Below are 25,306 nucleotides of genomic sequence, written 5' to 3'. Positions count from 1 at the left end.
CTCCAAAGGTATTGTCCACACATTAACAGTATTGATGCATTAATGACTTATGACAATTTAGTCATATCTCACTTTGTCTATGCGATGTTTCCATGATGAAAGAACAGCGCCAGAGTCCCGGGACCAGTATGAGTTCCAATGGTGCAACCAATTTCTGCCAGAATGATTTCTTTTGGTTTCAGCATCTCCTGTGCTTCCTGTTGAAAAACCGCTGCCTTCTCAGAAACGTTTGAGTGAGCTATGACAATGGTTTTGTCTGTCAAGTCACGTTGCTGTTGCAATGCCAGCTCCAGCATTTTGTGAATCACTTTTTTGGAGCCTCTGACTTTATCCAGCGGATCTACCAAACCATCACGAACCGTTAAAATTGGCTTGATGTTCAGTATGTTTGCCATCATTGCTTTTCCAGGATTAATACGCCCGCCTTTCTGCAGGTACTTCACTGTATCCACTGTAAAAAGATGAGTGATATTCACCGCAAAGGAAGCTGCAAAACTTGCGGCTTCCTCAAGAGTTGCTCCTGATTCAATGCGCCGGGCTGTCTCCAGCACCGTCAGTCCAGCACCCATGCACAGGCCCATGGTATCCACCACGCAAATGTCCGCAGATCCGATGGTTTCTTTGGCAATCAGTGCAGATTGATGAGTTCCGCTGGCTTTTGACGAAGCGTTGATGCAAAGCACCTGTTTTCCGTCTGCGAGCGCTTTTTCAAAAGCAGCCTGAAAGGCAGCCGGAGTTACCTGCGATGTACTGGGAAGTGTTTCACTTTCGTTTAATCGGTGATAGAAGTCTTTACTGGTCAGATCCACTCCATCCAGAAACGCTTCCGCTCCGAAAAAAATGGTTAACGGGACAATCTGAATATGGTGTTTTTCTGCCAGAGACCGGGGAATATCTGTCATGCTGTCAGTGATAAGTTGTATGGTTCTCATGTCGATTCCTCCTTCATCTCTAATCTTCCTTTGTACTCTTCATCTCATTTCAGGAAAGCGCCATTGTCTGAGAACTTCGTATGCAACAGCTGCCACTGCATTTGATAAGTTCAGTGACCTGGCGCGAGGATTATCATTCATCGGAAGTTTGATGCAGCTATCTTCATAAGCCAGTCGTATTTCTTCCGGCAGGCCGGCACTCTCTCTTCCGAAAAGCAGATAGCAGGGCTTCGGGTAGTTGACTTGATGATAATAACGAGTGCCTTTTGTGGTTAGACAGAAGGGCACCGGATGATCATTTTGATGAAGAAATGTATTGAAATCCTGGTATCTTTTCAGTTGAAGAAGATCCCAGTAATCCAGCCCGGCCCTTTTGACCATTTTATCCTCCAGCGAAAAACCTGCCGGTTCAATAATGTGTAAGTGCGCTCCTATAACAACACAGGTGCGGGCAATGTTGCCTGTATTTTGAGGGATTTCAGGTTGATACAAAACAATATGCAATGACATGTTGTCCTCCTGGTTATATGGGTTTATCAACTCCATGATTGACCTTTGTTCCGATTATACCACAGTTGAGATTTGCCGCAATGAGTGTTTTTAAAATCCCCCATAGGGTATGCATTACAGCAACAGTCAATGACATTTTGGTCATGCAACCGGAAAGGAGCTCTCCCATGAAACCCCTCAGTTCTTGCATTACGCACCTTTATCACAGCGGCTTTTCCATTGAGACCCTTCATCACTTTTTAGTGTTTGACTACGTTGAACCAACAGGTGAAATGCTCACCAAACCTATTGCCGGCTCATTGGATTTTAATCAACTGGCCAGACGGGATAATGTGTATTTTTTCATCACTCATCACCACCAGGATCACTTCATGCCTCAGCTTTTTGATTATCAGGAATCCAATCCTGCTGTTCAGATTATTGCGGGCGACGGTGTGCCGTTGCCGGCGCGTGAAAACTGTCACCTGATGAAACCCCATGAAAAACTTCAAATTAACGAGGTATCCGTCGAATCTTTTGGATCAACGGATGCAGGCGTTTCGTTTTATGTTCAAACAGACCATCTGTCTTTTTTTCACGCAGGGGACTTGAACTGGTGGCACTGGGAATCATTCTCACCACAACAGCAGCTGCAAGAAGAGAAAGATTTCAAAGAGGAAATTCATCGTCTTAAGGGTAAACGAATCGACGTGGCATTTGTTCCTGTTGATCCTCGTTTGGGAACTGCTTATCACTGGGCAGGCACTTGCTTTATCGAGACCATTAAACCCAGTCTCTTTATTCCCATGCATTTTGCCAATGACTTTTCGGTCACCCGACGGTTTGCCACTCAGGTTGCTGACACCGAGTCTCGCGTGATTGTTCTTAATCATCGCGGACAGCAAATTGAATACACGAAAAACTGAATAAATGCTCCTTGCAATAAGAAAACCGCCCTCCACTCGGAAGGACGGTTTTCTTATTGATGTGTCTAGTGATCGATATCTCCAGAAAAGATGCGGTTTCGATACTTTTCCAGCAACAGTAACAGTGGGTAGCCCAGCCCATAACAGGCAGCCATTTGTCCGACACCCACCCAGAGCATCATTGTCCATATGGGCGCCTGATCAGGCGATCCCAAAAATAAATAATAGAGCATGGCTCCGATCATGACAGCATTCACCACAACCGGCGGCAATGGGACCAGCCAGCGGCGCCGCATTTTGGCAGACATAAAGGCGGCCAGTGTAGTGGCTGCTGTTCCCACCACAATATCCATCAGTCCGTACGGGCCAATGATATTGGCAATCAGGCAGCCTACCGCCAGCCCCGGAATTGCAGCCGGTGTGAGAAATGGCAGAACTGTCAAAGCTTCAGATACGCGCACCTGAATCATCCCATAGCTGATGGGACGAAAAAGAACCGTCAGCGCGGTATAGATGGCAGCGATCATGGCTGCATGCATCCAAAAGGTTGTTTTTGCTTTCATTGGAAGACCATTCCTTTCGATGTTACTATCTTGAAAAAATAACATGACCGTGGTTCATATTAGACCGTTTCAAGCACTTGAATATCTTACCCTGTTCCCACTTGATTGGCAAGGCTTTTTTGAAATCTTACTTCATTGACGTCGCTTAGGTTCAACAGGTATAATAAGATGATTTATGTGTTTCATTAGAAGGAGGTTTTTTCATGCATCGTATTCGCATCATGACTGACAGTACCAGCGACCTGCCTGACTCTTTTGTTCAGGAACATCACATTGCTGTGATCCCACTTTATGTCAATTTTAACGATCGCGTCTTTCGCGACGGTGTTGATTTAAATCCAGAGCAGCTTTACCAGACCGTTTCTGAGACCGATGTTTTTCCCAAGACATCCAGCCCCTCACCCAGTGACTTTCTGGCACGTTTTACCCCTGCCATCGAAGCAGGTGACGACATTTTGTTTATTGGCATCTCCTCCAGGCTGTCATCAACCATTCAAAACGCCCGCATTGCTGCCTCAGAATTTGACGACCATCGCATTGAAGTCATTGATTCACTTAATCTCTCTGCCGGTATTGGCATTTTAGTCATGAAAGCCGTGATGCTTTTGCAAGAAGAATCTCTTTCCCTTTCTCAACTGGCAGACCGTATACGCACCCTTGTTCCCAAGGTGCGTACATACTTTGCAGTTGATACACTGGAATATCTTCACCGGGGTGGCCGCTGTTCGGCGATGGAAAATCTGGTTGGCAGTATGTTGCGTATTCGACCTATTTTGGAGGTGGTGGAAGGGCAAATCATCGTCAATCGCAAGGTTCGGGGTAAACGCGAGAAGCTGATGAATGAAATGCTGGAGTTGTTTCGCCACGATCATCCTCATATTGTCGCTTCTCCGGCGGTGGTGAACCAGTCTATGTGTGCTGAAGATGCACAAAAATTGTCACAACAGATTGTCGATCTCATGCCCGAGGTCAACATCACGCTTACCCAGGCTGGTTGTGTTATCTGCAGCCACTGTGGTCCCAAAACATTTAGCATTGTTTATTTAAGGCGCTAGGCAACTGCTAATGTGAGTACAATATAGTTCTTGAAATCTCAAAAAACACAGAAACCCTCCCAATGTGGAGGGTTTCTGTGTTTTTTAATGCTTATTGGCGTTTGTTTGCGTTTGTTTGCGTTTGTTTGTCGCGTGTCTTGAGATGATAGGAAATGTCTTTAATGGGCAGGATAAGCTATTTCCTGTCCAGGGAAAATCAAATGCGGGTTTGCAAGTTGATTCATTTCTGCCAACATCTCCCATGTGGTGTGATGTTGTTGAGCAATACGCCACAGTACTTCACCCGGCTGAACCACGTGGATGCCATGTTCCGAAACAGGCATTGGCATTGGTGCGGTTTCAGGCTCGTCTGTCATATGATCATCCATCATCGGAACTTCTATTGCGGGTTCCTCTTCCACTGCCTCAGGCAACTCTCCTGCAACAGTGATTCGGCTTTCCACCTCCGGTGCAATTTCGCCAGCTGCTGCCAAATAATCTGCCAGCGCTTCATCCATGGCCATCATACGTGCGACTGTAGGCAGTCCGCCCAACATGGTGTAGTCATCTCCTCCAGCTGCCAGGAAATCATTGGTCGCCAGTAGATAGCTTGCTTCCATATCAATGGGCTCACCATTCACCATCAGGTTGACAATTCGATCACCCACAGAACGGCTCAGGTCTATCTGATAAGACATCCCTGCCACGTGGGGGAACCCGCCGCTGGCTTCAGGATAGGCACGTGTACCGTGTTCCAGTATTTCTTTCACGACGGCACCCGTCACTTCTTTAACCTCAATGTTGTTGCCGAAAGGAAATGCTGTGACAACATCACCCCGCGTGATCACACCAGCTTCAATACTAGCTCTGATACCGCCGCCATTGGTGAAGGCAATATCTGCTCCCGAAGCATTTTTGAGGACATCTGCAATCAGATTTCCAAGATTGGTTTCACCGGTTCTCACAAAGTCTCGTTCACCTTCAAGCTTCACTGCTGTGCTTCCAAGTGGTTCAGCCAACATTTCTTCCAGCTCAGCCTGTTGAGCCGCAAAGATTTCTGTCACCGCTTCATTTGCCTCAAGCTCTTCATCTCCGCTGACAACAACTACTCCTGCCATTGTTTCAACAACCTGGCCGTCCACAATACTCAGCTCGACAATACCCATGTGACTTCCATGGTATCCAGCGCTGACGATAAGTGTGTCACCAGCCATCATACCATCTTCCAACAGGTCATGGCTGTGACCATCAACAAAGACATGAATGCCATCAACCTCTGTCGCCACTGCGTTACTGCGTGCCGCATACTCCGTTTCTTCGTCGATTCCCAAATGACCAATGGCGATAATCACATCTGCCATATCTTTCAGCTCTTCCACCATTGCTGCTGCTTCGCTCACAGGATCAGCAAAAGTCAGTCCGGTCACATTGTTTGGATGGGTTTTGAACAGGGTTTCAGGCGTGGCCAGTCCAAAAATGCCCACAGTAAAACCATCCATTTCAACCAGCACATATGGATCCAGCAATCGGGTACCATCAGCTTTGTAAACATTGGCTGCCAGAATCGGAAAATCTGTCAGTCCATCCAGTGCCACCAATCGACTTTGCCCGTAATTAAAGTCATGGTTCCCGGCGGTCATGGCATCGTACCCGACAGCATTCATGAGCGTGGCAATGCTGGCACCTTCAGGCACCGTGGCAAAGGGAATCCCATGAAAGGTATCTCCTGCATCCAGGAGCAGTACCTGATGGTCACCGCCGCGATATTGGCTGACAAGTGTTGCCAGTTTGCCAAATGCCTCTCCCCGACCGTGAATATCATTGGTATGCAAAATAATTAACGATTCTGCGTGCTCGTCCGCAAATACCACCAGGGTTCCAAAACTGCTGAACATCAGGGCAATCACCATCACCCACAGGAGCAGCTTCCTGTTTACTTTGCCTGTCATCATTACACATCCTCCTTTTAATTTGAGTTGTTTCATGAAATACACGACAAACGCAGTGAATACATACCCAATATATTCAAAGAGAAAAACCTTTTCCCGTTAATTCTGTGCATTTTGTGTTAAAAAACAGTTAAGATGGTCAATCAGTTTCTGATTCTCTTCACGTCTGCGTACCGCCACACGAAACCAATGATGATGAAGACCCTCGTAGTTGCTGCAGTTGCGTATCATAATACCATGTTGAAGCAAGTATTGCTGCAACGCCTCCACCGGCGGAGCAGATTCATCAAGGGCAACCAGCAGATAGTTGGCACTTCCCGGCACTGGCTTCAATCCAGCTATTTTTTGCAGTTTGCTGAAAATCCATTCCCGTTCTGCTGTCACCAATGCAACTGAACGAGAAAGATAATTTGCTGCTTCCTGTGTATTGAGAAAATCCGCCATACTTTCAGCCACTGCATTAACGCTCCATGGTACCAGGTGCGTTCGAACTCTTGATGCCAGATTTACATCTCCCAATACAGCTGCCCCCAGTCGAATACCTGGTATGGCAAATATTTTAGTAAAGGCTCGAATCACCATGAGTTCTTGCCAATGGGCTGTTTCTTTCACAAGACTGTCAATGGATTCATTCGTGGTGAAGTCGATGAAAGCTTCGTCCACCAGTAATCGGCACCGGTGGTCACGACACATGGCCAGCACTTGTTTCATTTGGGAAATCGAGATTAATCTGCCGGTTGGGTTGTTGGGATTACAGAGAATCAACAAATTTATTCCCTGCTGAAGTTGCTTTTCCAGCTGATCAAGAGACAGGTCAAAGGTTTCTTCCGAACTCAGTGACAGTGTTATTATGGTCGTATCGCACTTTTCAAGAGCTTGTCGGTATTCGCTGAAAGTAGGAGCCATTAAAAGTACTTTTTGAGGCTGCAGAAGTGTCAAGAGCTCATGGATCACATGAGCTGCGCCATTGCCTATCACCAGGCGGTCCTGATCGCATTGAAAAAACCGGGCCATAGACTCATACAAACGGTGATAATCGGGGTCTGGGTAATGAACAGACTCTTCAAGGGAAGCTTTCATGATCTCCAGTAATGCGTTAGGTATTCCCAACGGATTAATATTGGCGCTGAAGTCCAGCAGCGTAGATATCTGAATACCTGTCTGGCGTTGAATTGCATGAACATTTCCTCCGTGCATGGAAAGCACTCCCTTTAAATATTTGAGATTTACCAGGTTATTGCCAACAGGCTCAATATGCTGGCAATTACCGCCACCAACGCAGCTGCATCCAACAGCGCGACAGCTTTGCGAATGGCTTCACGGGTCAACTCCTGTTGCTCATCGCCAATGGTGGGTTTTTCCACAGGTCGGCCAAAATATATGTTGGTGCCTCCCAGTTGCACCTCCAGGGCACCCGCCACCGCTGCCTCAGGCCAACCAGCATTGGGACTCTTGTGATTTTTTCCATCTCTCCAGGCAATCTTCAATGCCTGAAGCGCATTGTTTCCCGTTAACATGGCTCCCGCTGCCAGCAGCACTACCGATAATCTGGAAGGTACCCAGTTAAGAATGTCATCCAGCCGTGCAGCCGGTCGTCCGAAAAACAGGTATCGCTCATTCCGATACCCCACCATGGAATCCATCGTGTTCACTGCTTTGTACATGATAGCCATTGGAACGCCTCCCAGCACCAAATAAAAAAGGGGCGCTGCCACACCATCAGAAAAATTCTCCGCCACTGTCTCCACAGTAGCCCGCACCACTTCTTTTTCTGTCAAGTTCTCAGTTTCGCGTCCAACAATCATTGATAATGCCTGTCTTGCCTTGGTCAGATTATTCTGTTCAAGTGGCATCAGTACATCCAGGGCTGCCAGTTTCAACCCTCTTGCCGACAGGGAAGTGTAGGCCAGCCAGCCAGCCAGTATAGTACCCAGCCACATATGAAACGATGACGCCACCTTCAGAATCAAAGTGGCTGCACCCCCTGCAGCCATCACCACCAGGACAACCATGATCCCCCCCCTGAACATTTGCCAATGGCCGGATTGTTCTGAACAGTGAAGACGGTGGTCAAACCAGCTGATGAGAACACCCATCCATCGAACCGGATGAGGCCAGTGAGGCGGGTCAGCCAAAACTAAATCAAGGATGTAGGCAATCAATATGATCATGATTTGTCTCCTGATGAAAGATTCATCATCCGGTAAATAGCAGCCATATCCACTGAATTTCTAACAGTTGCTGCCAGTTTATCATACTGAGCTTCTTTATAGACATCAAATGATGGCATCGCTTTAACATCCCAACTGTCACCCGATTTAGAAAGAGATTTGAGTAATGCTGTCACAAAATCCTCATTGTCAAAAATGCCGTGGAGATAGGTGCCCCACACTTTCCCATCGGCAGAAATGCCACCATCCATCCGCTGACCGCCAGATCTGTCTGTGAGCTGGGCAAAGGGTGCCACTCCTTCACTCAACATCGTCTGTCCCATATGAATCTCATATCCCTTCACTTCATAGCCGTCTGACAGAATCGACCGTTGATCATGTTTTCCATTCACCTGAACTGCTGAAGACCACTTCACTCGCCCTGTGATCTGAGTGGTGGTTTTTTCCGATTCAAAAACAGTTTCTGCAGAAATTAAGTTCAGTCCGGGCATGGAGCCATGATCACTTTCCAGTTGCAAGGGGTCATGCAGCCAGGTACCCAACATTTGAAATCCCCCACAGATGCCGCAAACCATGCCACCCTGCTCCCGCACCTTCCAGATCATCTGGTCCAACCCCTGATGGCGTAACCAGGCCAGATCTGCCAGGGTATTTTTAGTACCGGGAATAATCAGCATATCAGGCAAACCAACCTCTTCAGGTCGTTGAACATATCGAAGCTCGACTCCGGGCAGTTTCTCCAGCCAGTGAAAATCTGTGAAATTTGAAATGCGGGGCAGGCGTATGACCGCCACCTGTAACGCATTTGATTCGGCTGCCTGCGGACGATATGACAATCTCTCGGCTGTACCATCTTCCTCTTCGATATCAAAGTCACCATAAGGGATCACGCCAACCACCGGCAAACCAGTGAGTTCCTCCAGCTGCTTGAGTCCAGGCTTTAATATCTCAAGATCACCACGGAATTTATTGATGAGAAGCCCTTTTACTCGATGACGCTGGTCTTCCGGAAGCAGCAACAGGGTGCCATACAAAGAAGCAAACACACCGCCCCGATCAATGTCTCCAATTAAAAGTACTGGTGCATCAACCATGTCAGCCATCCCCATATTCACCAAATCATGTTCCTGCAAGTTGATTTCAGCCGGACTTCCCGCGCCTTCCAGCAGCACCACATCTGCCGAGGCCTCCAGCGCTTCGTAGGCTTCCCTGACCGTCTCTCTCAGAGATGGTTTCATTTGGTGATAGGCCATGGCACTTCGATTTCCCAGCACCTTTCCCCGCACGATCACCTGTGCGCTTTTTTCACCGGTGGGCTTTAGAAGAATGGGATTCATATCTGCCAGTGGTTTTATCCCTGCTGCTTCCGCCTGAAAAACCTGAGCTCTTCCCATTTCAAGCCCTGTCTCAGTAATGTATGAATTTAATGCCATGTTCTGAGATTTAAAGGGTACCACCCGGTAACCATCTTCTTTGAAAATCCTGCAAAACGCAGCTGTTAAAATGCTTTTTCCCACCGAGGAAGCCGTCCCCTGTAACATGAGGTTCGGTTTATGCTTCTGCTTCATGCGCCATCGCCTCCAATTGAGCCATGAGTTGATCTAAATCATTGGTACTTTCCATCCCTGCCAGAGCCATTTCTTCCAATAATCGCGCTCCTTCACCTTTCACATAATCGAAATCAACATGAGGGAGATAGGTATTGTAATGAATGACGGTTTTTCCACTCTTCTGCTGCTCCATGACCATTTGAATGTTTGCCAGATTTCCCCGGCCAATGGGAATGCTGGTGAGGATCACTGCCATGGCCTTGTTGGCAGCAATAGCTGCTGAATGAAGTGTTGTCGCCTGGATATCTGAGAAAGGCTCTTCTTCAATGATGGTCATTCCCAGCCTTGTGGCCAGCTCTGCATCGCTGTCTCCTTTATTGACCACTCCCAGGGAAACCTGCCAGCCATCCTGATGAAGCCGCTGAATCACTTCTTTTCCCATTCCTCCGCCACCGATGACATGAATGCATTGTGTGCGGGATTTTCGTTGCCGCAGTGATACAGGGCAGACTTGCAGACTCCCGGTGTAAGCATTACGGTCAATCATCATCTCCATATGGTAGGCCTGCTCCAGATTTGCAGCTGTCATCACTTTTTCTGTCGCTCCCAGTGCCAGCACCTTTCCCTGATGGAGTAGTAAAACCTCCTGACTGTACCGAGCCGCCAGGTTGAGGTCATGGATCACTGCAATAACAGAAATCCCTTTTTCCTGGTTCAGTTTTTTCAGCAGCTCTAAAATCTCAATTTGATGATGGATGTCTAAAAAAGACGTGGGTTCATCCAGCAGCAGGAGCGTTGGCTCCTGTGCCAATGCTTTTGCAATCATCACCCGCTGACGCTCACCACCGCTGATTTCATTGATTAATCGCTCTTCCAAATGATCTACGCTGGTCCATTGCATTGCCTGATCTGCTATTTGACGATCATGGGCATCTTCCTGCTGAAAACGGGTCAGATGCGGATTTCTTCCCATCATCACCACATCATGCACGGTAAAGGCAGCCCCGATATCTGTCTGCTGGTGAACAACTGCCATTTCCCGGGCCAGTTCGGCACTGCCATATGTTTCCAGTGCCCGTTGGTCAATGAGTATGCCGCCGTCGGTAGGCTTTAAGTTTCGTGCAATATTTTTTAGCAGTGTGGTTTTGCCACTGCCATTGGGACCAATGATGGATAAAAATGTCTTTCGTCCAATGACCAGATTCAAAGCTTTCAGAATCTGTCTTTCATTATAGGCAAATGAAAGGTTGTTTAATTGAATGGTTTTTCCCATGAAGCTTCATCCTCACCCATTGAAGAGATCTCTACGAGATCTTTTTTGACCGGCGTAACAGGTAAATAAAAAAGGGAGCACCCGCCATGGCTGTTAGAATACCCACCGGTAATTCAGTAGGCGCAATAACGGTGCGGGAAAGCGTATCTGCCACTATTAAAAAAATACCACCGGCCAGCCCCGAAGCAGGAATGAGGAAGCGATGATCGGGCCCAGTGAAAAACCGGGTGGCGTGGGGAACAATTAAACCCACAAAGCCAATAATGCCACTGACAGACACCATAAAGGCAGTCATCAAAGTGCTGGTGATAAGCAGTACCCGTTTAACCCGTTCCACCGGCACCCCTGTGTTGGCAGCTGTATCTTCACCCAGCAGCAACAGGTTCAGATCACGTGAATAGAACATTAGCACAGCGGTTCCAAACAATGCCGGAAGCACCACAAGGCCCACATGCTGCCATCCCCTGGAAGATAGACTGCCCAGGGTCCAGTATACAATACTGTTCACATCTCGTGAGGCCATTACCATTAGAAATGACAGAATGGCCGTGAAAAACTGACCGGTGGCAATGCCAGCCAACAACAATGCCGTTACCGGCACCCGGCCACCAACTCGGGCCAGCCGATACACAATACTTGTTGCCAGCAGTGCACCTGCAAAGGCCATCATCGAAACCGCTCCAAAACCAAGCAGGCTTTGATTCAACCGAAGCACAATGGCCACAGCCGCCCCCAGCGCCGCACCAGATGATGTTCCCATAATGAAGGGATCGGCCATAGGGTTTTTCAGCATCCCTTGCATTGCTGATCCGGCAACTGACAAACTGCCTCCCACCAGAAAAGCAAGGGCAATGCGAGGCAGTCTTATGTGCAGCAGGATGGATTCATGGGCCAGAGATACCGAAGAAACATCCACCCGATCTCCCAGCCAGGGGAGATAGGAGGCAATCACTCGCAGCACGTCTCCAGGAGCAATGGCGGCAGCTCCCACAGAAGCTGCCAACACAACAGCCATGATCAACACACCCATAAGACCTGTAAAAATCAATGAACGGCGATGTGTTTGCCTCATTTAGAACACCTCTGGATGAATGGCTTCTGCAAAAAGGCGTAATGCTTCAACAATACGAGCCCCCGGCCGGGAAGCAATGTTAGGCTCCATCAGTTCAATACGGTCATTCTGAATAGCAGCAATCTGATCGTAACCTGGTCGCCGGCGCACTTCATCCCGATAAGCTTCTGCTGCAGCTTCAGTCATACTGTCGAAATCTGCCACATGTGGCGGCATAAAGTAGATGGCTGGGTTTTTTTCCACCAGCGCTTCCACGCTATACATGGGATACGCACCTTCAGCGTCTCCCGCGATATTCTCGCCGCCGGCCAATTGTATCAGTTCATGGATAAAAGACCCCGGACCAGCTGTTTGTAATGGTTCATCCCACACTTGATAAAAAACGGGAACTCGCGGCAATTCACTGACTTTTCCAACAATCATATCCATTTCGGTGGTTAGCTGATCCACCAGCGCCGTTGCCGTCGCTTCTGTTTCTGTCAGTCTTCCAGTTTCGATAATTGACTCAAATACTGCTTCAACAGATTCCGGTGTCATATCAATCACCGTGATTCCCATGGCAGTCATTTGATTCACTGCTTCCGGTTGCCCACCTGAGAAGGTAAACACCAGATCAGGTGCCAGTTCAATGATTCGTTCCAGATTAATGGTCCAAGAACTTCCCAACGTTTCTTTTTCAAGTGCCGCCGCCGGGTAGTCACAATAGTCGGAAACGCCAATGATCTGTTCTTCCAATCCCAGCGCAAATAATGTTTCTGTCTGGCTGGGTGACAGCGATACAATTCGTAATGGATGCGTCTCTGAAATCTGAAGGTCAACGCCGGATTCTCTTTCAGGCTCTTCATGATGATCTGTCTCCAAATGCTGATCGGCAGCATTGCAGGCGCTTATAAAAAGCCCCACCGCCAGTAAAATCAATGCCCACCGCCAGCCCTTATTCATCCGTCGTCGATTTCCCATATCGTTCTCCTCGTTTCTCGATTCATCTTCAGTTATCCGTCTTCATCACAAAAAAACCAGTCACCTGTTTCGCGCAGGCAAGCCGTCATTATTTCATGAGCAGGTTTCCTGACTTGGGTTCATTGCCTGTGCTGCGTCTTCCCGGAAGTAGTTCTCCAGTGACTTGTGCAGCCAGCTCCCCCTCACAGTGGCGCGACCGTGCCGGATTTACACCAGCTTCCCTCTCTGCTTCCATACAAGCATCACTCTTGAGTTAAATATATTCAGTTTGAAATCAATCTCAGCCTACCATTGAAAACACTTCACTGTCAACCCGATAAATCATTCAGATCTGTAAGATGGTGAGTATCATTACATCCTTGCAAGACGGGAAATGTGTCATGAAAAGAAATCACACTGATACTGCAGTGGTCAATTTGAAAACGCCAGTGAGCCTGCCAGTCATTGGCAATCCAGTGAGCCAGCAGACTTCGAATCGTGCCGGAATGTGCCACAACGGCTATTTGGCAGGCATTTGCTTTTTTTGAACAGATTAACAGTTCCTTCGCCGCTTCACTTACCCGATGGTGAAAGCTGTATAGACTCTCCCCACCCGGAAATGTATACCGGCCACGTTTTTCCATCAGCTGTGTGTATTCATCGGTATGTTGATCGCGAATTTCATCCATGGTCATTCCTTCTAAGGTGCCAAAATGCATTTCTTTCAGATTTTCCATGATCTCTATCCGATTTTGCTGCAATGCTGTGGGAAAGACCAGTTGTGCTGTGTGATCAGTTCTTTTCATGCCGCTGGTGATGACCTTATCAGGATTTTCTCCTGCCAGGCATCTTCCAAGTGCTTCTGCCTGCCGGATTCCCTTGTCACTGAGAACTGCTTCTGTCCAGCCACTCATTCGATTTTCCAGGTTGTGGTTGGTTTCACCATGCCTGATGAGCATGATCTTCATCTGTTTCACTCCTCTTGATGTTGTCTGATTATGATATGCATGCCCTGTTCAATTCAATGAGCCAGCAAGACTATCATCAAAAATACAACTTCTGATATTTCACTCAGCGCACCCAGCGTATCGCCTGTCATGCCGCCAAGCAAACGAGTGATAATATGGCGTCCAAGCGCAACTGTCATTAGTATCGCCAGGAGTGCACCTCCCATAGCAATTTGACGGGTCGCCACTAATGCTCCCATGCACACTCCCAGTGCCAAAATAACCTCAAACAAAGTGATCTTCCCAATGAATAGATTTCCCAGCCCATTTTCACGGGCATATACACTTTTCCAGGCACCCAACACCAGCGCCAGTCTTCCCATAACAGGTGCGAGAACCAGGCAGGTAACTCGCAGATGACCAGGCAGAGCTGTGTATGCAGTCAGTTTAAACAGCAGAACAAAAAGTAAAATCAGGGCTCCATGAGTCCCCAATCGGCTGTCTTTCATAATTTCCAGTTTGCGATTTCGATCACGGCCACTCATGCACCCATCAAAGGTATCAGCCAAACCATCCAAATGCAAACCACCTGTCAAGAAAAATTGGAAGAAAAGGGCTGTCAGCACACCCATCTGCACTGGTAACTGTTGAACTATCAGCCAGTAAATGCCGGCCGTCATTAATCCAATGACGATGCCTGCAGCGGAATACCATCCCATGGTTTGATGGTAGGTATCATCTGACACTGATTGAGTGGGAACTGGAAGAATCGTTAAAAACTGGAGGGCATGTAAAAATCTGTTGAACATCCCGTCTCACCCCTTCATTTTCTCCAGCGCATAAGCTGCAGACAGATTCAATCGATTGACAGGGTTGTGGGGTCGGTTGATGCGGCATTCTTCAAGCAGAGGGGAATGCCGGAAACCACCAAAAACACTTGATCAGCCGCTTCTGCCAGGCGTTGATTCACCCTGCCTGCAATATCACGAAAATCCCGGGACATTTTGTCACCGGGAACTATGCCCATGCCCACCTCATTGGTAATCAACACCGCTGGCACCTGCATCTCCCGGAGAACTTTCACCAACTCATTCATCTCTCTGTCAACACGGGCTTCCAATGCAGTCAGTGCTTCCGGTGTCAATGATTCCCAGTTTTCGGGAGCATTTTCCAGCATGAGATGGGTGATCATCAATGTGATACAGTCCAATATAATACCTTCCACTTTTCCCTGCCAGGCTGGAAGGCATTGGCGAAACCCATAATAGGCTTCCAGCGTTTCCCAGGAAGACGGTCTTTGCTGCCGATGACGTTGAATGCGCAGCCGCATCTCGTCATCATAGGCTTTTGCCGTGGCTATGTAGAGCACTTTGTCGCTTTTCTTCTTAAAAAGACCTTCGCCGAAACGACTCTTGCCACTTCGTGCACCTCCAGTGACTAGCGTGATGCCGGTGTTTTCAACCATACAGATGCCTCCCTGATGCGTCCTTCATCAATTTGAATGCCCTCAAGTTTCAGTAAAGCTTCTTTAATCTGAAGGCCTCCACCATAGCCTGTCAGCGAACCATTTTTTCCCACCACACGATGACAGGGGATCACAACCGAAATAGGGTTTTTGTTATTGGCCATACCAGCTGCTCTCACTGCCTTTTCATTGCCTGCAGCTTGGGCGGCCTGTTGATAGCTGGCCACTTTTCCATAGGGAATGGTGGTCAAAAAACGCCAGATTCGCATCTGAAAGTCGGTTCCCTGAAAATCCAAAGGCAGGTCAAACTGATGTTGTTTCCCTTTAAAGTAAGCTTCTACCTGTTTCAGGTAAGGGGTTATTCTTACCGAATCTTCCATCGGTTTTTCTTCAAATCTGCAAAGATCCATATCTGCCAGTCGTTTGAACTCCAAGGCGGCCAAACCAGTTTCTGAGGCAATCAGTGTCACCGGCTGCTGGTTCCAGTCAATTGATCCGTAATAGTATTTAGGCATCTTTCATCCGCTCCTTAAGCAGATTATATTCTTCTTTGGCTGCTTGCCATTGATCCCGTGCCTTCAGTTGAATCAGCCGCTTGTGCTTTATATCCGGGTGTTCCAAGGCCCGGTTGTACCAGAAGATCGCTTCTTTTGGCTCGCCCAGCATGCGTTTCAGTTCACCAATTAAATACGCTAAAGATATCTCATCCAGTCCTGCAACGGGAAAAGATTCATTGGTGTAAGCCACTTCAAGATGATCGAGGGCGTGTTTCAGGTGTACTTTTTCAAGGGATTTGTTTTCGGCTTCCCGGTAGAGCCATGCCAGTCGCAAGCATAAACTCCCCAGATATCCATTTGTTTTGCCCAGCAACGTACCGGTGAGCATTGCCAGTTTATGGGTTTCAATGGCCTGTGCGTGGGTTCGTTCACCGCCAAAATCTCGTTTCTGCCATTTTGAACTGATTTGTTTAAGAATCAAACCCTTTTGATCCAAGTTTAATGGTTTATGCTCGCTTTCTGTTACACTAAATCCACAATTGGGACAGACCCATACATTATAAAAAATGGGATTGATGTCTTTGTACCAGATATGAAAGTCCGGGTCTTTTTTGTCCACAGGTATTTTGCGAAGTCGCACTTTTTTGGTGGTGAATTTTTTACTGCAGACAGGACACATCAAGTCCTTGTCGTATAAGTATTTGTCCATGATCAACCTCCCTGATACGATGATTCCTGCCCGCCGGGCATTTCTTCCGGTTCACTGAAAAACCAGTCATTGACTGGGCGGGGTTTCGTTCCTTGTAAAATGATACCATTCACAGGCCGATAATAATCCCGTGAAATTTCTTCGCGCCGAATCTCCCGGCCATTTTCCCGATATATTTTGTGTGTCACAACTCGATAACCAGTTTTGGCTTCCCTCTCCACCTGTGTTTCACCTTCGTACAGGGTATTGTCATAACGGGTTTCACTGGAGGGTTCAACAACTTGTACCACCTGGGAGGCCAGTTCAATGTCGGGTCGGTCAGCACTTTTTCCGAAAATGCGAACATATAGACGATTTCCCCTCACTTCACTTTCAACAAAAATGGGACTATCTTCATTGTTGGCGAAACGAAAATCGAGGGACCCAAAAGCTACTGTGGCGTCCTGTCCACGAGGCACATACGACACAGGCAGTGAATGGTTGGTGCGCTCCACCACCTGCAGGTCTGCACGTATCACTGCATTGTAAAGGGTGGTGGAAACCTGGCAAATGCCACCTCCTATCCCCGGCACCAGTTCTCCCATTAGAATCACAGGTGCTTCCTGGTAACCGGCAGAAGCAATACGGGGCCCGGTGGTTTCGTTAAAAGAAAAAACATCGCCCGGTAATAATAGTTTACCGTCAATACTGCTGGATCCCTGACGCAAATTAGCTGTTCGTCCTGCATCACCAGCATTGAAAGTGGTACTGTATTCACTGATCACCGTTTCGATCTGACGCAGGTCTGCAGCTGTTGGATACACGAAGTGCTCTGTCACAACCAGATGCACTGGGGTGTCTTCAAGATTTGTCATTCGCTGATGAGCCTGCTGAAGGGTTTCTTCCAAATTCAGGGAAAGGCCCTGTTTTTCAGGCGAAACTATAAAAGCACCGTTTTCCCTGCGTATTTCTGCCGGATACTGTTCAATAAATATTTCCTGAGCAATGTCTTCAAGAAAACCTCTCAGCTGCATCTCTTCATAGCCATGGTCAAGAAACAATCGTACCGGTTGCTCACGCATCCGCCTGATATCAGTCATCCGGTCCAGCATTGTTCCCCTGCGGCCAAGTGCCATTGCTTCCTGAACTGCCTGATCATAATCATAATGAAAGCCCAGCGAAGTGTAAGGCATCTCCCACTCTTGATGATTATGTCTGAATGTCAAAGTCGACTCCTGTATACGGGAAGCCATATGTGCTTCCAGCTGATCTTTGGCTTCATCACTCGTCAGGCCGTCTACCGGCAATCCCTCAATCAGTACCGTGGCATAGATGGTGGGCTGACTGAGGGTGCGATGAACAAAAACACCAGTGGCTGCACCTGCTACAATGAGACCTGTTAAAATACCCAGGCCAATTCCCAGAATTACTTTTTTAATGGTTGTTTTTTGTGAGCTTTCCTGCGTCATTTTTCGACCCCTTCTTTCCCGATGATGCCGCATAAGTTTCCTGGTCCCAGTATACCCAAATATCATCCCCACTGTTAATGACGGCAGTATACTCCGCCGGACGACCATTATGGGTGAGAACCAATTTCCCCTGAACATCACTTCGGTCAAAATCAACATAATCAAACAGATCAATAAACACCAGTGTTTTTTTCTCAGTTTCAATGGTTAAAGGCGCGCCATTGTACTGGATGTTGAAACGCATGATGTCAGCTTCCATTGTTACCTTCGGGTTTTCCAAACTCGAGGCTGCTGATGGCTCAATCTTCTCGATGTTTCTTTCATTGTGTAGTGGGTCAGCTGCCTTTACTGGTTTTGCTTCAAACGCATTTGCTGAGATCGTGTCCGATGAACGATTGACATTTTCCAATGCATCTCCCGCCTGCAGGGATGTTCTTCCAGTTGCAGGCATTCCATTGACACGAAAATCTGATGCATTACCAGTCAATTGATAAAACTGACAACAATCTTCAACTGTATATAATGTATCATACCCAATGGCATCTCCCTGATTCAGTAAGATGTCACTTCGTTCCACCTGCTGGCCGTTCAAAGTCATATTCACAATCAGTGAGCGTTTTATGCCTTCCACCTGACAGATCATTTCCGACGGTACCACCTCTTTAATCAGCGCCCGTCGTTTTTTTCCTGAAGTGGCTGGCTGAATCAAGATCTTGTCTCCCTGATGAATTTCTGATTCAAGATTGGCAGCCTGTCCATTCAAAAATATAACTGCCGCTTCACCGTATTCGCCATAAAGCCGCATGGACTGACCATTCACTGTCACATCTATGCCTTCACCCCTGCGGGGTACCAACTGCTGCGGGTCGTATTGCACAGCTGCCAGTGCATCTTTGATGCACAGTCGCCGGGTCTGAAACATGCGTACCTGGCGGCCATTGACTTCCACTTCAAAAAAGTCTTTTTGCCGTGCCACCAACGCCTTTTTAAGAATCCCTATAGGAGTGACACCTTCAGGGCCAAGATCAAGTGAAGCATTATACTCCAAATCTGCAATCTGTCCTATATGACGTACCGCCACTCGTTCCGGCGGTAACTCCAACTGCTGACCCAGCGCCTGAGGTAATCCTGGAATTTGACTGCCTCCACCAATCAGAAACACAGCACTGGGTTTTTTTCCGTTTTTTTCGAGAATACCGGCTGCAATTTCTCCTGCCACCACCTGAATGGCTGGCTGAATCTGTTTCAGTAGCTCGGGGGTGCTTTTTTCCTGCTGAAAACCAAATATATCGGTATAATAATGACTTTCTTCCATATTCAAACGACACTTCAGTTGCTCGGCTCCATCAAAATCCAGCATTTCTTCTTTGGCCAGTAATTCTGTTATTTCATCTCCTGCCACCGCGCTCATGCCATAAGCAATAATCGTTCCATCACGGGTAATGGCCATATCGGAAGTGCCAGCTCCCACATCCACCAGGGCAATGTTCAGCAACCGGGCGTTTTCCGGGACTGCCACTTCAATAGCTGCAATAGGCTCGAGGGTCATGTACACTACCTCAAGACCTGCTTTTGAAACAGCCGTATAAAGGCTGTCCACTACCATTTTGGGCAAAAAAGTGGCAATTAGATGCACTTTGATGCGACGGCCGTGATGTCCGGTGGGATTGGTCACAACAGCACCATCAATGGCATAATGAATCACCGAGTGACCCACACAGAAATATCGGGTGTCCTCTTGAAGATCTTCCTGCAGCATATATTGCGCTTGTTGGAGTGCCTCAAGTTCAAGTTGATGCACCTGTGCCTGTGTCACTGCCTGCAATTCATCCAGTTGAGTTTCCCATTCAAGTGTCACTGTTTGCAGAGCTCGACCGGCAGCAGCAATCGTCACTTCCGACAGGGTTTGCTTTGATCTTTTTTCAAGTTGCTGCTTTACTTGCTTAATCACCTGAGCCACTTTGTCAATGTCATGAATCTGGCCGTCAAACATGGCGCGACTTTCATGAAAAATCATGGCGGTGTGATCGATGACCAGGCGCCGTTCATGCAAGTGTCCCAGCATGCCAACCACGCTTCGGGTACCGATATCAAGCGCGAAGAGGCTTGGTGCCTGACCGGATTTTTTTGACTTTCTTCTTTTCACAGGATATACCTCCTTCGCCGATGCTGATATCGCTCATTGCCATTATTGTTTAGATACTGTAAAGGTGGGACACAGATGGTTGAGTGGGCAGCTGATGCAATTGGGTTTGCGGGCATGACAGACTCGACGCCCGTGGAGAATCAGCCAGTGGTGTGCTGCTGACCATTTATCACGGGGAACAGTTTTCATCAGCTGTTGCTCAGTTTCAAGCGGATCCCCTGCACGTACAAGTCCCAATCGGTTAGACACTCTGAAAACATGTGTGTCGACAGCCAGGGCCGGTACACCAAAAGCATTGCTGAGGACCACATTAGCTGTTTTTCTGCCAACTCCGGGCAAAGCCATTAACGCTTCCCGGTTATTGGGAATGAACCCATTGTGTTGAGCCAATAGCTGTTGGCAGGCAGCCAGCAGATGCTTGCTCTTGGTTTTATAGTAGTTGCAGCTTCGGATTTTCTGCTGTAACTCTTCTTCACTTAATTGTACCACATCTTCAGGCCCTTTGATTTCTTTGAAAAGTGTGGCGGTAATGAGGTTAACGCGCTGGTCGGTGCACTGGGCCGACAGCATGGTGGCCACCAGACATTCAAAAGAGTTAGTGAAATCCAGCTCACTTTCTGCCGATGGATAAGTGGCTTCCAGAATTTCAAGGGCCTCTGAAACAGCTTGTTTCTTCAGCAGCGCTACTTTTTTTAGTTTCATTCCCGAACTCATGGTTTCCGCTCCCATTCCTCATCAGTTATGTAATCATTTCCCGCTCAATATTCATGACTTCACCTCTGCCATCCGCTTCAATAAATCGAAGTACTTCCTGAAGCATACGCTCCACATGCCGGCGATCATTTCCCACACAGCTGAATCCGATGACGGCAATTTGCCACTTATCCTGCTTGTCGATTTCAGCCACAGAAACATTATATCGACTGGAAACGCGTTTCATCAGACTCTTAACAATCATCCTCTTTTCTTTCAGGGAAGCCCCTTCGTGAAGTAATAAATCAAAACTGCAAATTCCCACCACCAGCACCAGTTTCACCTCATTTGGTCAATAGCCATATTTTTTAAACGTTCGAATTATCATTTAGCAGATGATTCGATGCCCACTTGGCCATCTCCTGCAGTTCTTTCCGGGGATGCTGAAAAAAGGGTTGTATGACCGGAAGGACACTTTGGTCATGAGAATTTCCCAGGGCCATCAATGCGTTGCGCTGCATCACTTTTTGTCCGCGCCATCCGAATGCCGTTGTTCGATAATGGCGATTGAACTGGCGATTGGAAAGGGAGAGTAAGTGGGGCAGATCTAAACAGCGCTGCTTTACAGAAGCAATCATCTCAGGATGACTGGCTGATACCGGCTTTCGGTTATGGGGACATGCCTCCTGGCAGACATCGCAGCCATACAGCCTGTCTTCCATCAGATGCCGCATTTCTTGGGGAATGGTTTCTTTTTGCTGTAATAAGTGGGAAAGACAACGGCCAGGATCAATTTGACCTGGTTTTTCCAGTGCCTGAGATGGACAAGCCCGCTGACATTGGCCACAACCTTCACAGCTGGTCAGCGGAAGTGATGTTTGTTGACTGCCCGCCACCGGTTTGTTGATCAGCAATCCCCCCAGTACAACATAAGAGCCAACGCCCGGCACAATCAGACAATTATGACGACCATACAGCCCCATACTTGCCTGCACTGCAAGGTAACGTTCCACCATTGGCCCTGTATCCACAAATGTCTGATACAGTAATCCTGATTCCAGTTGTTGCAATGCTTCTCCCATCAATTTTAACTGTTGATGCAAGATTCGATGATAATCCAGTCCCCAGGCAAACCGGGCTAATTTGCCTGACAAAGGGAGCGTTTCTTCTTGATCATCCTTCGTATTTAAATAGTAGGACGTGGCAATGATCACGATGGTTTCAGCTTCAGCCATGATCTGAAATGGATCGATGCGAAGCGCCAGATCAGATTCTTCAAAAGCAGTGACCCGATGTTCCTGCAGGCGCTTCTCCAGAATGGGTGTCAGCTCATGAAACACGCGTGCCTTTAAGGCACCAATGCCATCAATGTGCAATGACTCCGCCAATGACCTCAGCTTTTCCATGGTTATCATTTCATCGACCCCCTCAGAAAAAGTGCCAAGCCCGCCAGAATCACGGCACCACTGATGAGCTGTAATGAACCTGGGATTTCCTGGAGCAGCAGAAATGCCAGTAATGTAGCTCCCAAAGGCTCTCCGAGACAAGCTGTGGAGACTTTAACAGCTTCAAGATGTTTCAGACTCCAGTTAAAAATACTGTGTCCGCCTAGTGTGCATATAATCGCAAGAGCCAGAAACAAACTGAGGTTAGTCGCTCCATAACCTCTCAGCGGAACGGTGAAAACCAGATTAAATATCAGCAGCACCAGTGAACAGGCTCCATAGACCAGGGTACAATAGGTAGCCGCCGGCATTGTTGCCCGCAGCTTTCTTCCAATGAGAATATAGACTGACGCAAAAAAACCACCGGATAAAGCCAACAGATCGCCTACCAAGTGAGCCCTGTTCACATGAAAATCTGATACACCCATAATCACACTGCCACTTATGGCGATGAGCATCCCGGTCATACTAAGTCCCGACAACTTTTCCCGGTAGAGAAAATAACCAAGGATCATGGTATATACTGGTTGGAGTGTAACCAGCACTGTAGAGGAGGCCACTGTTGTCAGCTCAAGAGATTTGATCCATGTAAGAAAATGAGCGGCCAAAAACATACCGCTGACCAAGCCGTATACCAAGTGTGAACCCTGCAGTTTTTTGAAATGGTCACGCTGAAATGCCAAGGCATAAGGAAGCGTCAGCAAAAAAGTAAACGAGAGCCGGTAAAAGGCAATAATACTGGCGGGAGCCTGCGAAAAGCGGGTCAATACGGCTGAAAATGAAATGCCCACCACTCCCAGCAACAGTATGACATATACCTTCATCAGTTTTGTTCCACTCTGACATGCTCTATCCACCATGAACCGCCTTTCTTGCTCAGTGTTCGTTGATCAGGAAGATTTACTGATTCTCGTGAAAAAGCAGTGTGACTCCAGCCACACTGCAGTGCGTTTCATGGATGCTGTCATTGCTTCCTGTTCTACTCAAATGAGCTGTTGCCAATGAATTCACGTAAAATGGAAGTTTTGGGAATATGATCCTCATTTTCAAGTGCTACAAAATAACCCAAAAACTTGAGGAGTCGTTTTGCTTCCGGATAGTAGGGATTCTGATTGTCAATTTGTCGAAGCAATGGCTCTGCGTATTTTTTCAAGACGCTCAACTCATAGAAGAGGGCAGAATTGAACATGATATCTGCGTCTTCCTGAAAAGGAAAGATGTTTTCCTCTTCACCCCTGCGAACTGATGCCCACATGGACAACGTTCGCATAGCGTCGTTTCCCCTAAAATGATGATCTCTGACCATGCGGCGAATCAGTCGGGTATCGGTGGTGGGTATGCGGTTGTGTTCATCAATATTAAGCTGTGTCAGACAGCTGACATAAACTTTGTACTTTTTATCCCTGGGAATACTGCGGGTGAGCGCTTCATTCAGTGCGTGGATTCCTTCCAGTACCAATGGCTGGCTGGCGTCTACCCTGACACGGTGACCATTAAATTCCCGCAACCCTGTTTTAAAGTTGAAGGTGGGTAATTCAACCTCTTCTCCTGCCAAAAGTCGCTGAAGGTGGTCATTAAAGAGTTCTAAATCAATGGCGTGCAGTGATTCAAAGTCATATTCGCCATTGGAATCAAGCGGTGTTTTCTCCCTGTCGACAAAGTAATCGTCAAGGGAAATCATGACTGGTTTCAAACCATTCACTCTCAGTTGAATCCCAAGCCGACCGGTAAAAGTGGTTTTTCCTGATGACGAGGGACCAGCAATCAAAATCAGTCTGCGGTGCTCCAGATCTTGAGTGACCGCGTCAGCTATTTCTGCAATTTTCTTTTCATGTAACGCTTCTGAAATTCGCAGGTATTCTGCCTCTTTGCGGCTAACGATTAAATCATTTAGCCCAGCCACATAATCGATTTCCAGAATTTCAGCCCATTTTTCCGACTCCCTGAACACCTTGAATAGTTTGGGATTCTCAACAAATTCCGGAATGGCACCTTTCTCTTCCAGCCTTGGGTACCGCAACACAATCCCCGGTGGATACCAGGTAAGGTCAAACTGTTTCAAATAGCCCGAAGAAGGCACCATGTAACCATAAAAATAATTCTTCAACCAGCCACACTGATAAATCTTAATGTAGGGCTTTTCTCTATATTTCAAAAGACGCACTTTGCTGCTCTGATGATAGTCCTGAAAAATATCAATGGCTTCTTCAACCGGAATGCGATTTTTATGGAAAGGAACATCTTCTTCGATAATTTCTTTCATGCGTTGGTGAATACGGTCCACTTCTTCAGGACCAAGCGCTTTCTTATATGCCACTTCACAATAAAGACCTTTGCTGATGGAATGCTCCACCGACACCTGACATCCGGAAAACAATTCCATACAGGCCCGAACAAAAACAAAAGACAGACTCCGTTTGTAGATGCGGGATCCAATGGATGAACAGCAATCAACCCATTTTACTTCGCAGTCTTCATCAAGTGTGTATCGCAGTTCTTTCAGTTCATTACCTACAATACCTGCAATAATCAGGTAAGGCGATCCACTCTGAAAATCCTTGCTGACCGTCTCAAGGGTGACACCATGTAGATACTCAAACACTCCATGTCCTTCAATAGTGACTTGTATGGTTTCCTGTTTCTTTTTTGCTGTCATTCCTTCAGCCTCCCACGACTGGCATTAAACGGCTTTGATGACTTCATCCATCATGCGGCGCAGTCGATCACGCGTCACCGGAGTTGCCATAATGCCGCTTAATGCCTCATGATCTTTCAATGCTTCAAGTTTGTCACGACTGCAGGATGTCAGCACATAAGCCCCCTGGGGCCAAAGCTGCCGCAACCTGAGGATCAACTGTTCACCAGTCGTATTTTCCATGACCAGATTCACCAGCACCACAGCCGGTTTTTCTTGTACAATCACTTTTTCCACCTGAAACTCGTCTGTGAGCACCGCATGATAACCCATTTCTTCCAAAGTGTTACCCATAACCATTTTCTCAAAGGCCGAATCATTGACGACCATCACGGTTGTTGGCATTCATTTCACTCCTGTTCC

General features: G+C 47.4%; 25 protein-coding genes and 1 riboswitch. Of the genes, 2 read left to right on the top strand and 23 right to left on the bottom strand.

The genetic code is table 11. The features are described from left to right. Positions 1–77: 77 nt before the first annotated feature. Together AAIG11_RS05015 and AAIG11_RS05010 are read right to left on the bottom strand one after the other, a co-directional pair. Complete coding sequence (locus AAIG11_RS05015; RefSeq protein ID WP_343185148.1) at positions 78–932, bottom strand: DegV family protein; 855 nt, start codon at positions 930–932, stop codon at positions 78–80. A 39-nt stretch (positions 933–971) separates the two neighbouring features. Further along, positions 972–1,442, bottom strand: a complete 471-nt coding sequence (locus AAIG11_RS05010; RefSeq protein ID WP_343185147.1) for a tRNA (cytidine(34)-2'-O)-methyltransferase — start codon at positions 1,440–1,442, stop codon at positions 972–974. 167 nt (positions 1,443–1,609) lie between these two features. Here AAIG11_RS05010 and AAIG11_RS05005 point away from each other — a divergent pair, with 167 nt between their 5' ends. Continuing rightward, entirely contained in the window at positions 1,610–2,347 is a 738-nt protein-coding gene (locus AAIG11_RS05005) for an MBL fold metallo-hydrolase (RefSeq protein ID WP_343185146.1), read from the top strand. A 65-nt stretch (positions 2,348–2,412) separates the two neighbouring features. Here AAIG11_RS05005 and AAIG11_RS05000 read toward each other — a convergent pair whose 3' ends face one another. Continuing rightward, on the bottom strand, positions 2,413–2,910 hold the full coding sequence (locus AAIG11_RS05000) for a QueT transporter family protein (protein WP_343185145.1): 498 nt from the start codon (positions 2,908–2,910) through the stop codon (positions 2,413–2,415). Positions 2,911–3,113: 203 nt separating this feature from the next. Between AAIG11_RS05000 and AAIG11_RS04995 the strand changes: the two genes are divergently transcribed. Next, positions 3,114–3,965 (top strand): DegV family protein, encoded by an 852-nt coding sequence (locus AAIG11_RS04995; protein ID WP_343185144.1) that lies wholly within the window; start codon positions 3,114–3,116, stop codon positions 3,963–3,965. 158 nt (positions 3,966–4,123) lie between these two features. Here AAIG11_RS04995 and AAIG11_RS04990 read toward each other — a convergent pair whose 3' ends face one another. The 20 genes from AAIG11_RS04990 to AAIG11_RS04895 form a co-directional block, all read right to left on the bottom strand. Then, a complete protein-coding gene (locus AAIG11_RS04990; RefSeq protein WP_343185143.1) occupies positions 4,124–5,896 on the bottom strand; it encodes a 5'-nucleotidase C-terminal domain-containing protein in 1,773 nt (590 codons plus the stop codon). A 96-nt stretch (positions 5,897–5,992) separates the two neighbouring features. Further along, complete coding sequence (cobD, locus tag AAIG11_RS04985) at positions 5,993–7,090, bottom strand: threonine-phosphate decarboxylase CobD (RefSeq protein WP_343185142.1); 1,098 nt, start codon at positions 7,088–7,090, stop codon at positions 5,993–5,995. A 29-nt stretch (positions 7,091–7,119) separates the two neighbouring features. After that, a complete protein-coding gene (gene cbiB / locus AAIG11_RS04980; RefSeq protein WP_343185141.1) occupies positions 7,120–8,064 on the bottom strand; it encodes an adenosylcobinamide-phosphate synthase CbiB in 945 nt (314 codons plus the stop codon). Beyond that, positions 8,061–9,632, bottom strand: coding sequence for a cobyric acid synthase (locus AAIG11_RS04975; RefSeq protein WP_343185140.1), 1,572 nt, complete (start codon positions 9,630–9,632; stop codon positions 8,061–8,063). Before AAIG11_RS04975 ends, cbiB begins: the two co-directional genes overlap by 4 nt. Beyond that, complete coding sequence (locus AAIG11_RS04970) at positions 9,616–10,887, bottom strand: ABC transporter ATP-binding protein (protein ID WP_343185139.1); 1,272 nt, start codon at positions 10,885–10,887, stop codon at positions 9,616–9,618. The genes AAIG11_RS04975 and AAIG11_RS04970 overlap by 17 nt, the downstream gene beginning before the upstream one ends. Before the next feature lie 31 nt (positions 10,888–10,918). Next, positions 10,919–11,959 (bottom strand): FecCD family ABC transporter permease, encoded by a 1,041-nt coding sequence (locus AAIG11_RS04965; protein WP_343185138.1) that lies wholly within the window; start codon positions 11,957–11,959, stop codon positions 10,919–10,921. Beyond that, entirely contained in the window at positions 11,960–12,919 is a 960-nt protein-coding gene (locus AAIG11_RS04960) for an ABC transporter substrate-binding protein (protein WP_343185137.1), read from the bottom strand. Between the two features lie 81 nt (positions 12,920–13,000). Continuing rightward, positions 13,001–13,184, bottom strand: a riboswitch (cobalamin riboswitch). Positions 13,185–13,227: 43 nt separating this feature from the next. Continuing rightward, positions 13,228–13,866 carry a histidine phosphatase family protein gene (locus AAIG11_RS04955; protein ID WP_343185136.1) on the bottom strand — a complete coding sequence of 213 codons (639 nt, stop codon included), beginning with the start codon at positions 13,864–13,866 and terminating at the stop codon, positions 13,228–13,230. A 53-nt stretch (positions 13,867–13,919) separates the two neighbouring features. Continuing rightward, positions 13,920–14,654, bottom strand: coding sequence for an adenosylcobinamide-GDP ribazoletransferase (gene cobS / locus AAIG11_RS04950; protein WP_343185135.1), 735 nt, complete (start codon positions 14,652–14,654; stop codon positions 13,920–13,922). A gap of 47 nt (positions 14,655–14,701) precedes the next feature. Then, a complete protein-coding gene (gene cobU / locus AAIG11_RS04945) occupies positions 14,702–15,310 on the bottom strand; it encodes a bifunctional adenosylcobinamide kinase/adenosylcobinamide-phosphate guanylyltransferase (RefSeq protein WP_343185134.1) in 609 nt (202 codons plus the stop codon). Then, positions 15,283–15,825 carry a methylated-DNA--[protein]-cysteine S-methyltransferase gene (locus tag AAIG11_RS04940; RefSeq protein ID WP_343185133.1) on the bottom strand — a complete coding sequence of 181 codons (543 nt, stop codon included), beginning with the start codon at positions 15,823–15,825 and terminating at the stop codon, positions 15,283–15,285. The genes cobU and AAIG11_RS04940 overlap by 28 nt, the downstream gene beginning before the upstream one ends. After that, on the bottom strand, positions 15,818–16,516 hold the full coding sequence (locus tag AAIG11_RS04935; protein WP_343185132.1) for a DUF2225 domain-containing protein: 699 nt from the start codon (positions 16,514–16,516) through the stop codon (positions 15,818–15,820). Before AAIG11_RS04935 ends, AAIG11_RS04940 begins: the two co-directional genes overlap by 8 nt. Before the next feature lie 2 nt (positions 16,517–16,518). Next, the gene (locus AAIG11_RS04930; protein ID WP_343185131.1) at positions 16,519–17,964 is read right to left on the bottom strand and encodes a VanW family protein; all 1,446 of its coding nucleotides are present in this window, start codon (positions 17,962–17,964) and stop codon (positions 16,519–16,521) included. Then, the gene (gene pilM / locus AAIG11_RS04925) at positions 17,930–20,110 is read right to left on the bottom strand and encodes a pilus assembly protein PilM (protein ID WP_343185130.1); all 2,181 of its coding nucleotides are present in this window, start codon (positions 20,108–20,110) and stop codon (positions 17,930–17,932) included. The genes AAIG11_RS04930 and pilM overlap by 35 nt, the downstream gene beginning before the upstream one ends. A 42-nt stretch (positions 20,111–20,152) precedes the next feature. Then, a complete protein-coding gene (gene nth, locus AAIG11_RS04920; protein WP_343185181.1) occupies positions 20,153–20,788 on the bottom strand; it encodes an endonuclease III in 636 nt (211 codons plus the stop codon). 61 nt (positions 20,789–20,849) lie between these two features. After that, entirely contained in the window at positions 20,850–21,146 is a 297-nt protein-coding gene (locus AAIG11_RS04915) for a DUF503 domain-containing protein (protein WP_343185129.1), read from the bottom strand. A gap of 25 nt (positions 21,147–21,171) precedes the next feature. Next, positions 21,172–22,218 carry a tRNA epoxyqueuosine(34) reductase QueG gene (gene queG, locus AAIG11_RS04910; RefSeq protein ID WP_343185128.1) on the bottom strand — a complete coding sequence of 349 codons (1,047 nt, stop codon included), beginning with the start codon at positions 22,216–22,218 and terminating at the stop codon, positions 21,172–21,174. Then, on the bottom strand, positions 22,215–23,072 hold the full coding sequence (locus AAIG11_RS04905) for a DMT family transporter (RefSeq protein WP_343185127.1): 858 nt from the start codon (positions 23,070–23,072) through the stop codon (positions 22,215–22,217). Before AAIG11_RS04905 ends, queG begins: the two co-directional genes overlap by 4 nt. A gap of 155 nt (positions 23,073–23,227) precedes the next feature. After that, positions 23,228–24,904 (bottom strand): nucleoside kinase, encoded by a 1,677-nt coding sequence (locus AAIG11_RS04900; RefSeq protein WP_343185126.1) that lies wholly within the window; start codon positions 24,902–24,904, stop codon positions 23,228–23,230. Between the two features lie 24 nt (positions 24,905–24,928). Further along, positions 24,929–25,288, bottom strand: a complete 360-nt coding sequence (locus AAIG11_RS04895) for a PleD family two-component system response regulator (protein WP_343185125.1) — start codon at positions 25,286–25,288, stop codon at positions 24,929–24,931. Positions 25,289–25,306: the final 18 nt, after the last annotated feature.

The sequence above is a fragment of the Anoxynatronum sibiricum genome (assembly GCF_039414295.1).
Taxonomy (GTDB): domain Bacteria; phylum Bacillota; class Clostridia; order Peptostreptococcales; family Tindalliaceae; genus Anoxynatronum; species Anoxynatronum sibiricum.
This window is presented reverse-complemented; position numbering and strand designations above follow the sequence as displayed.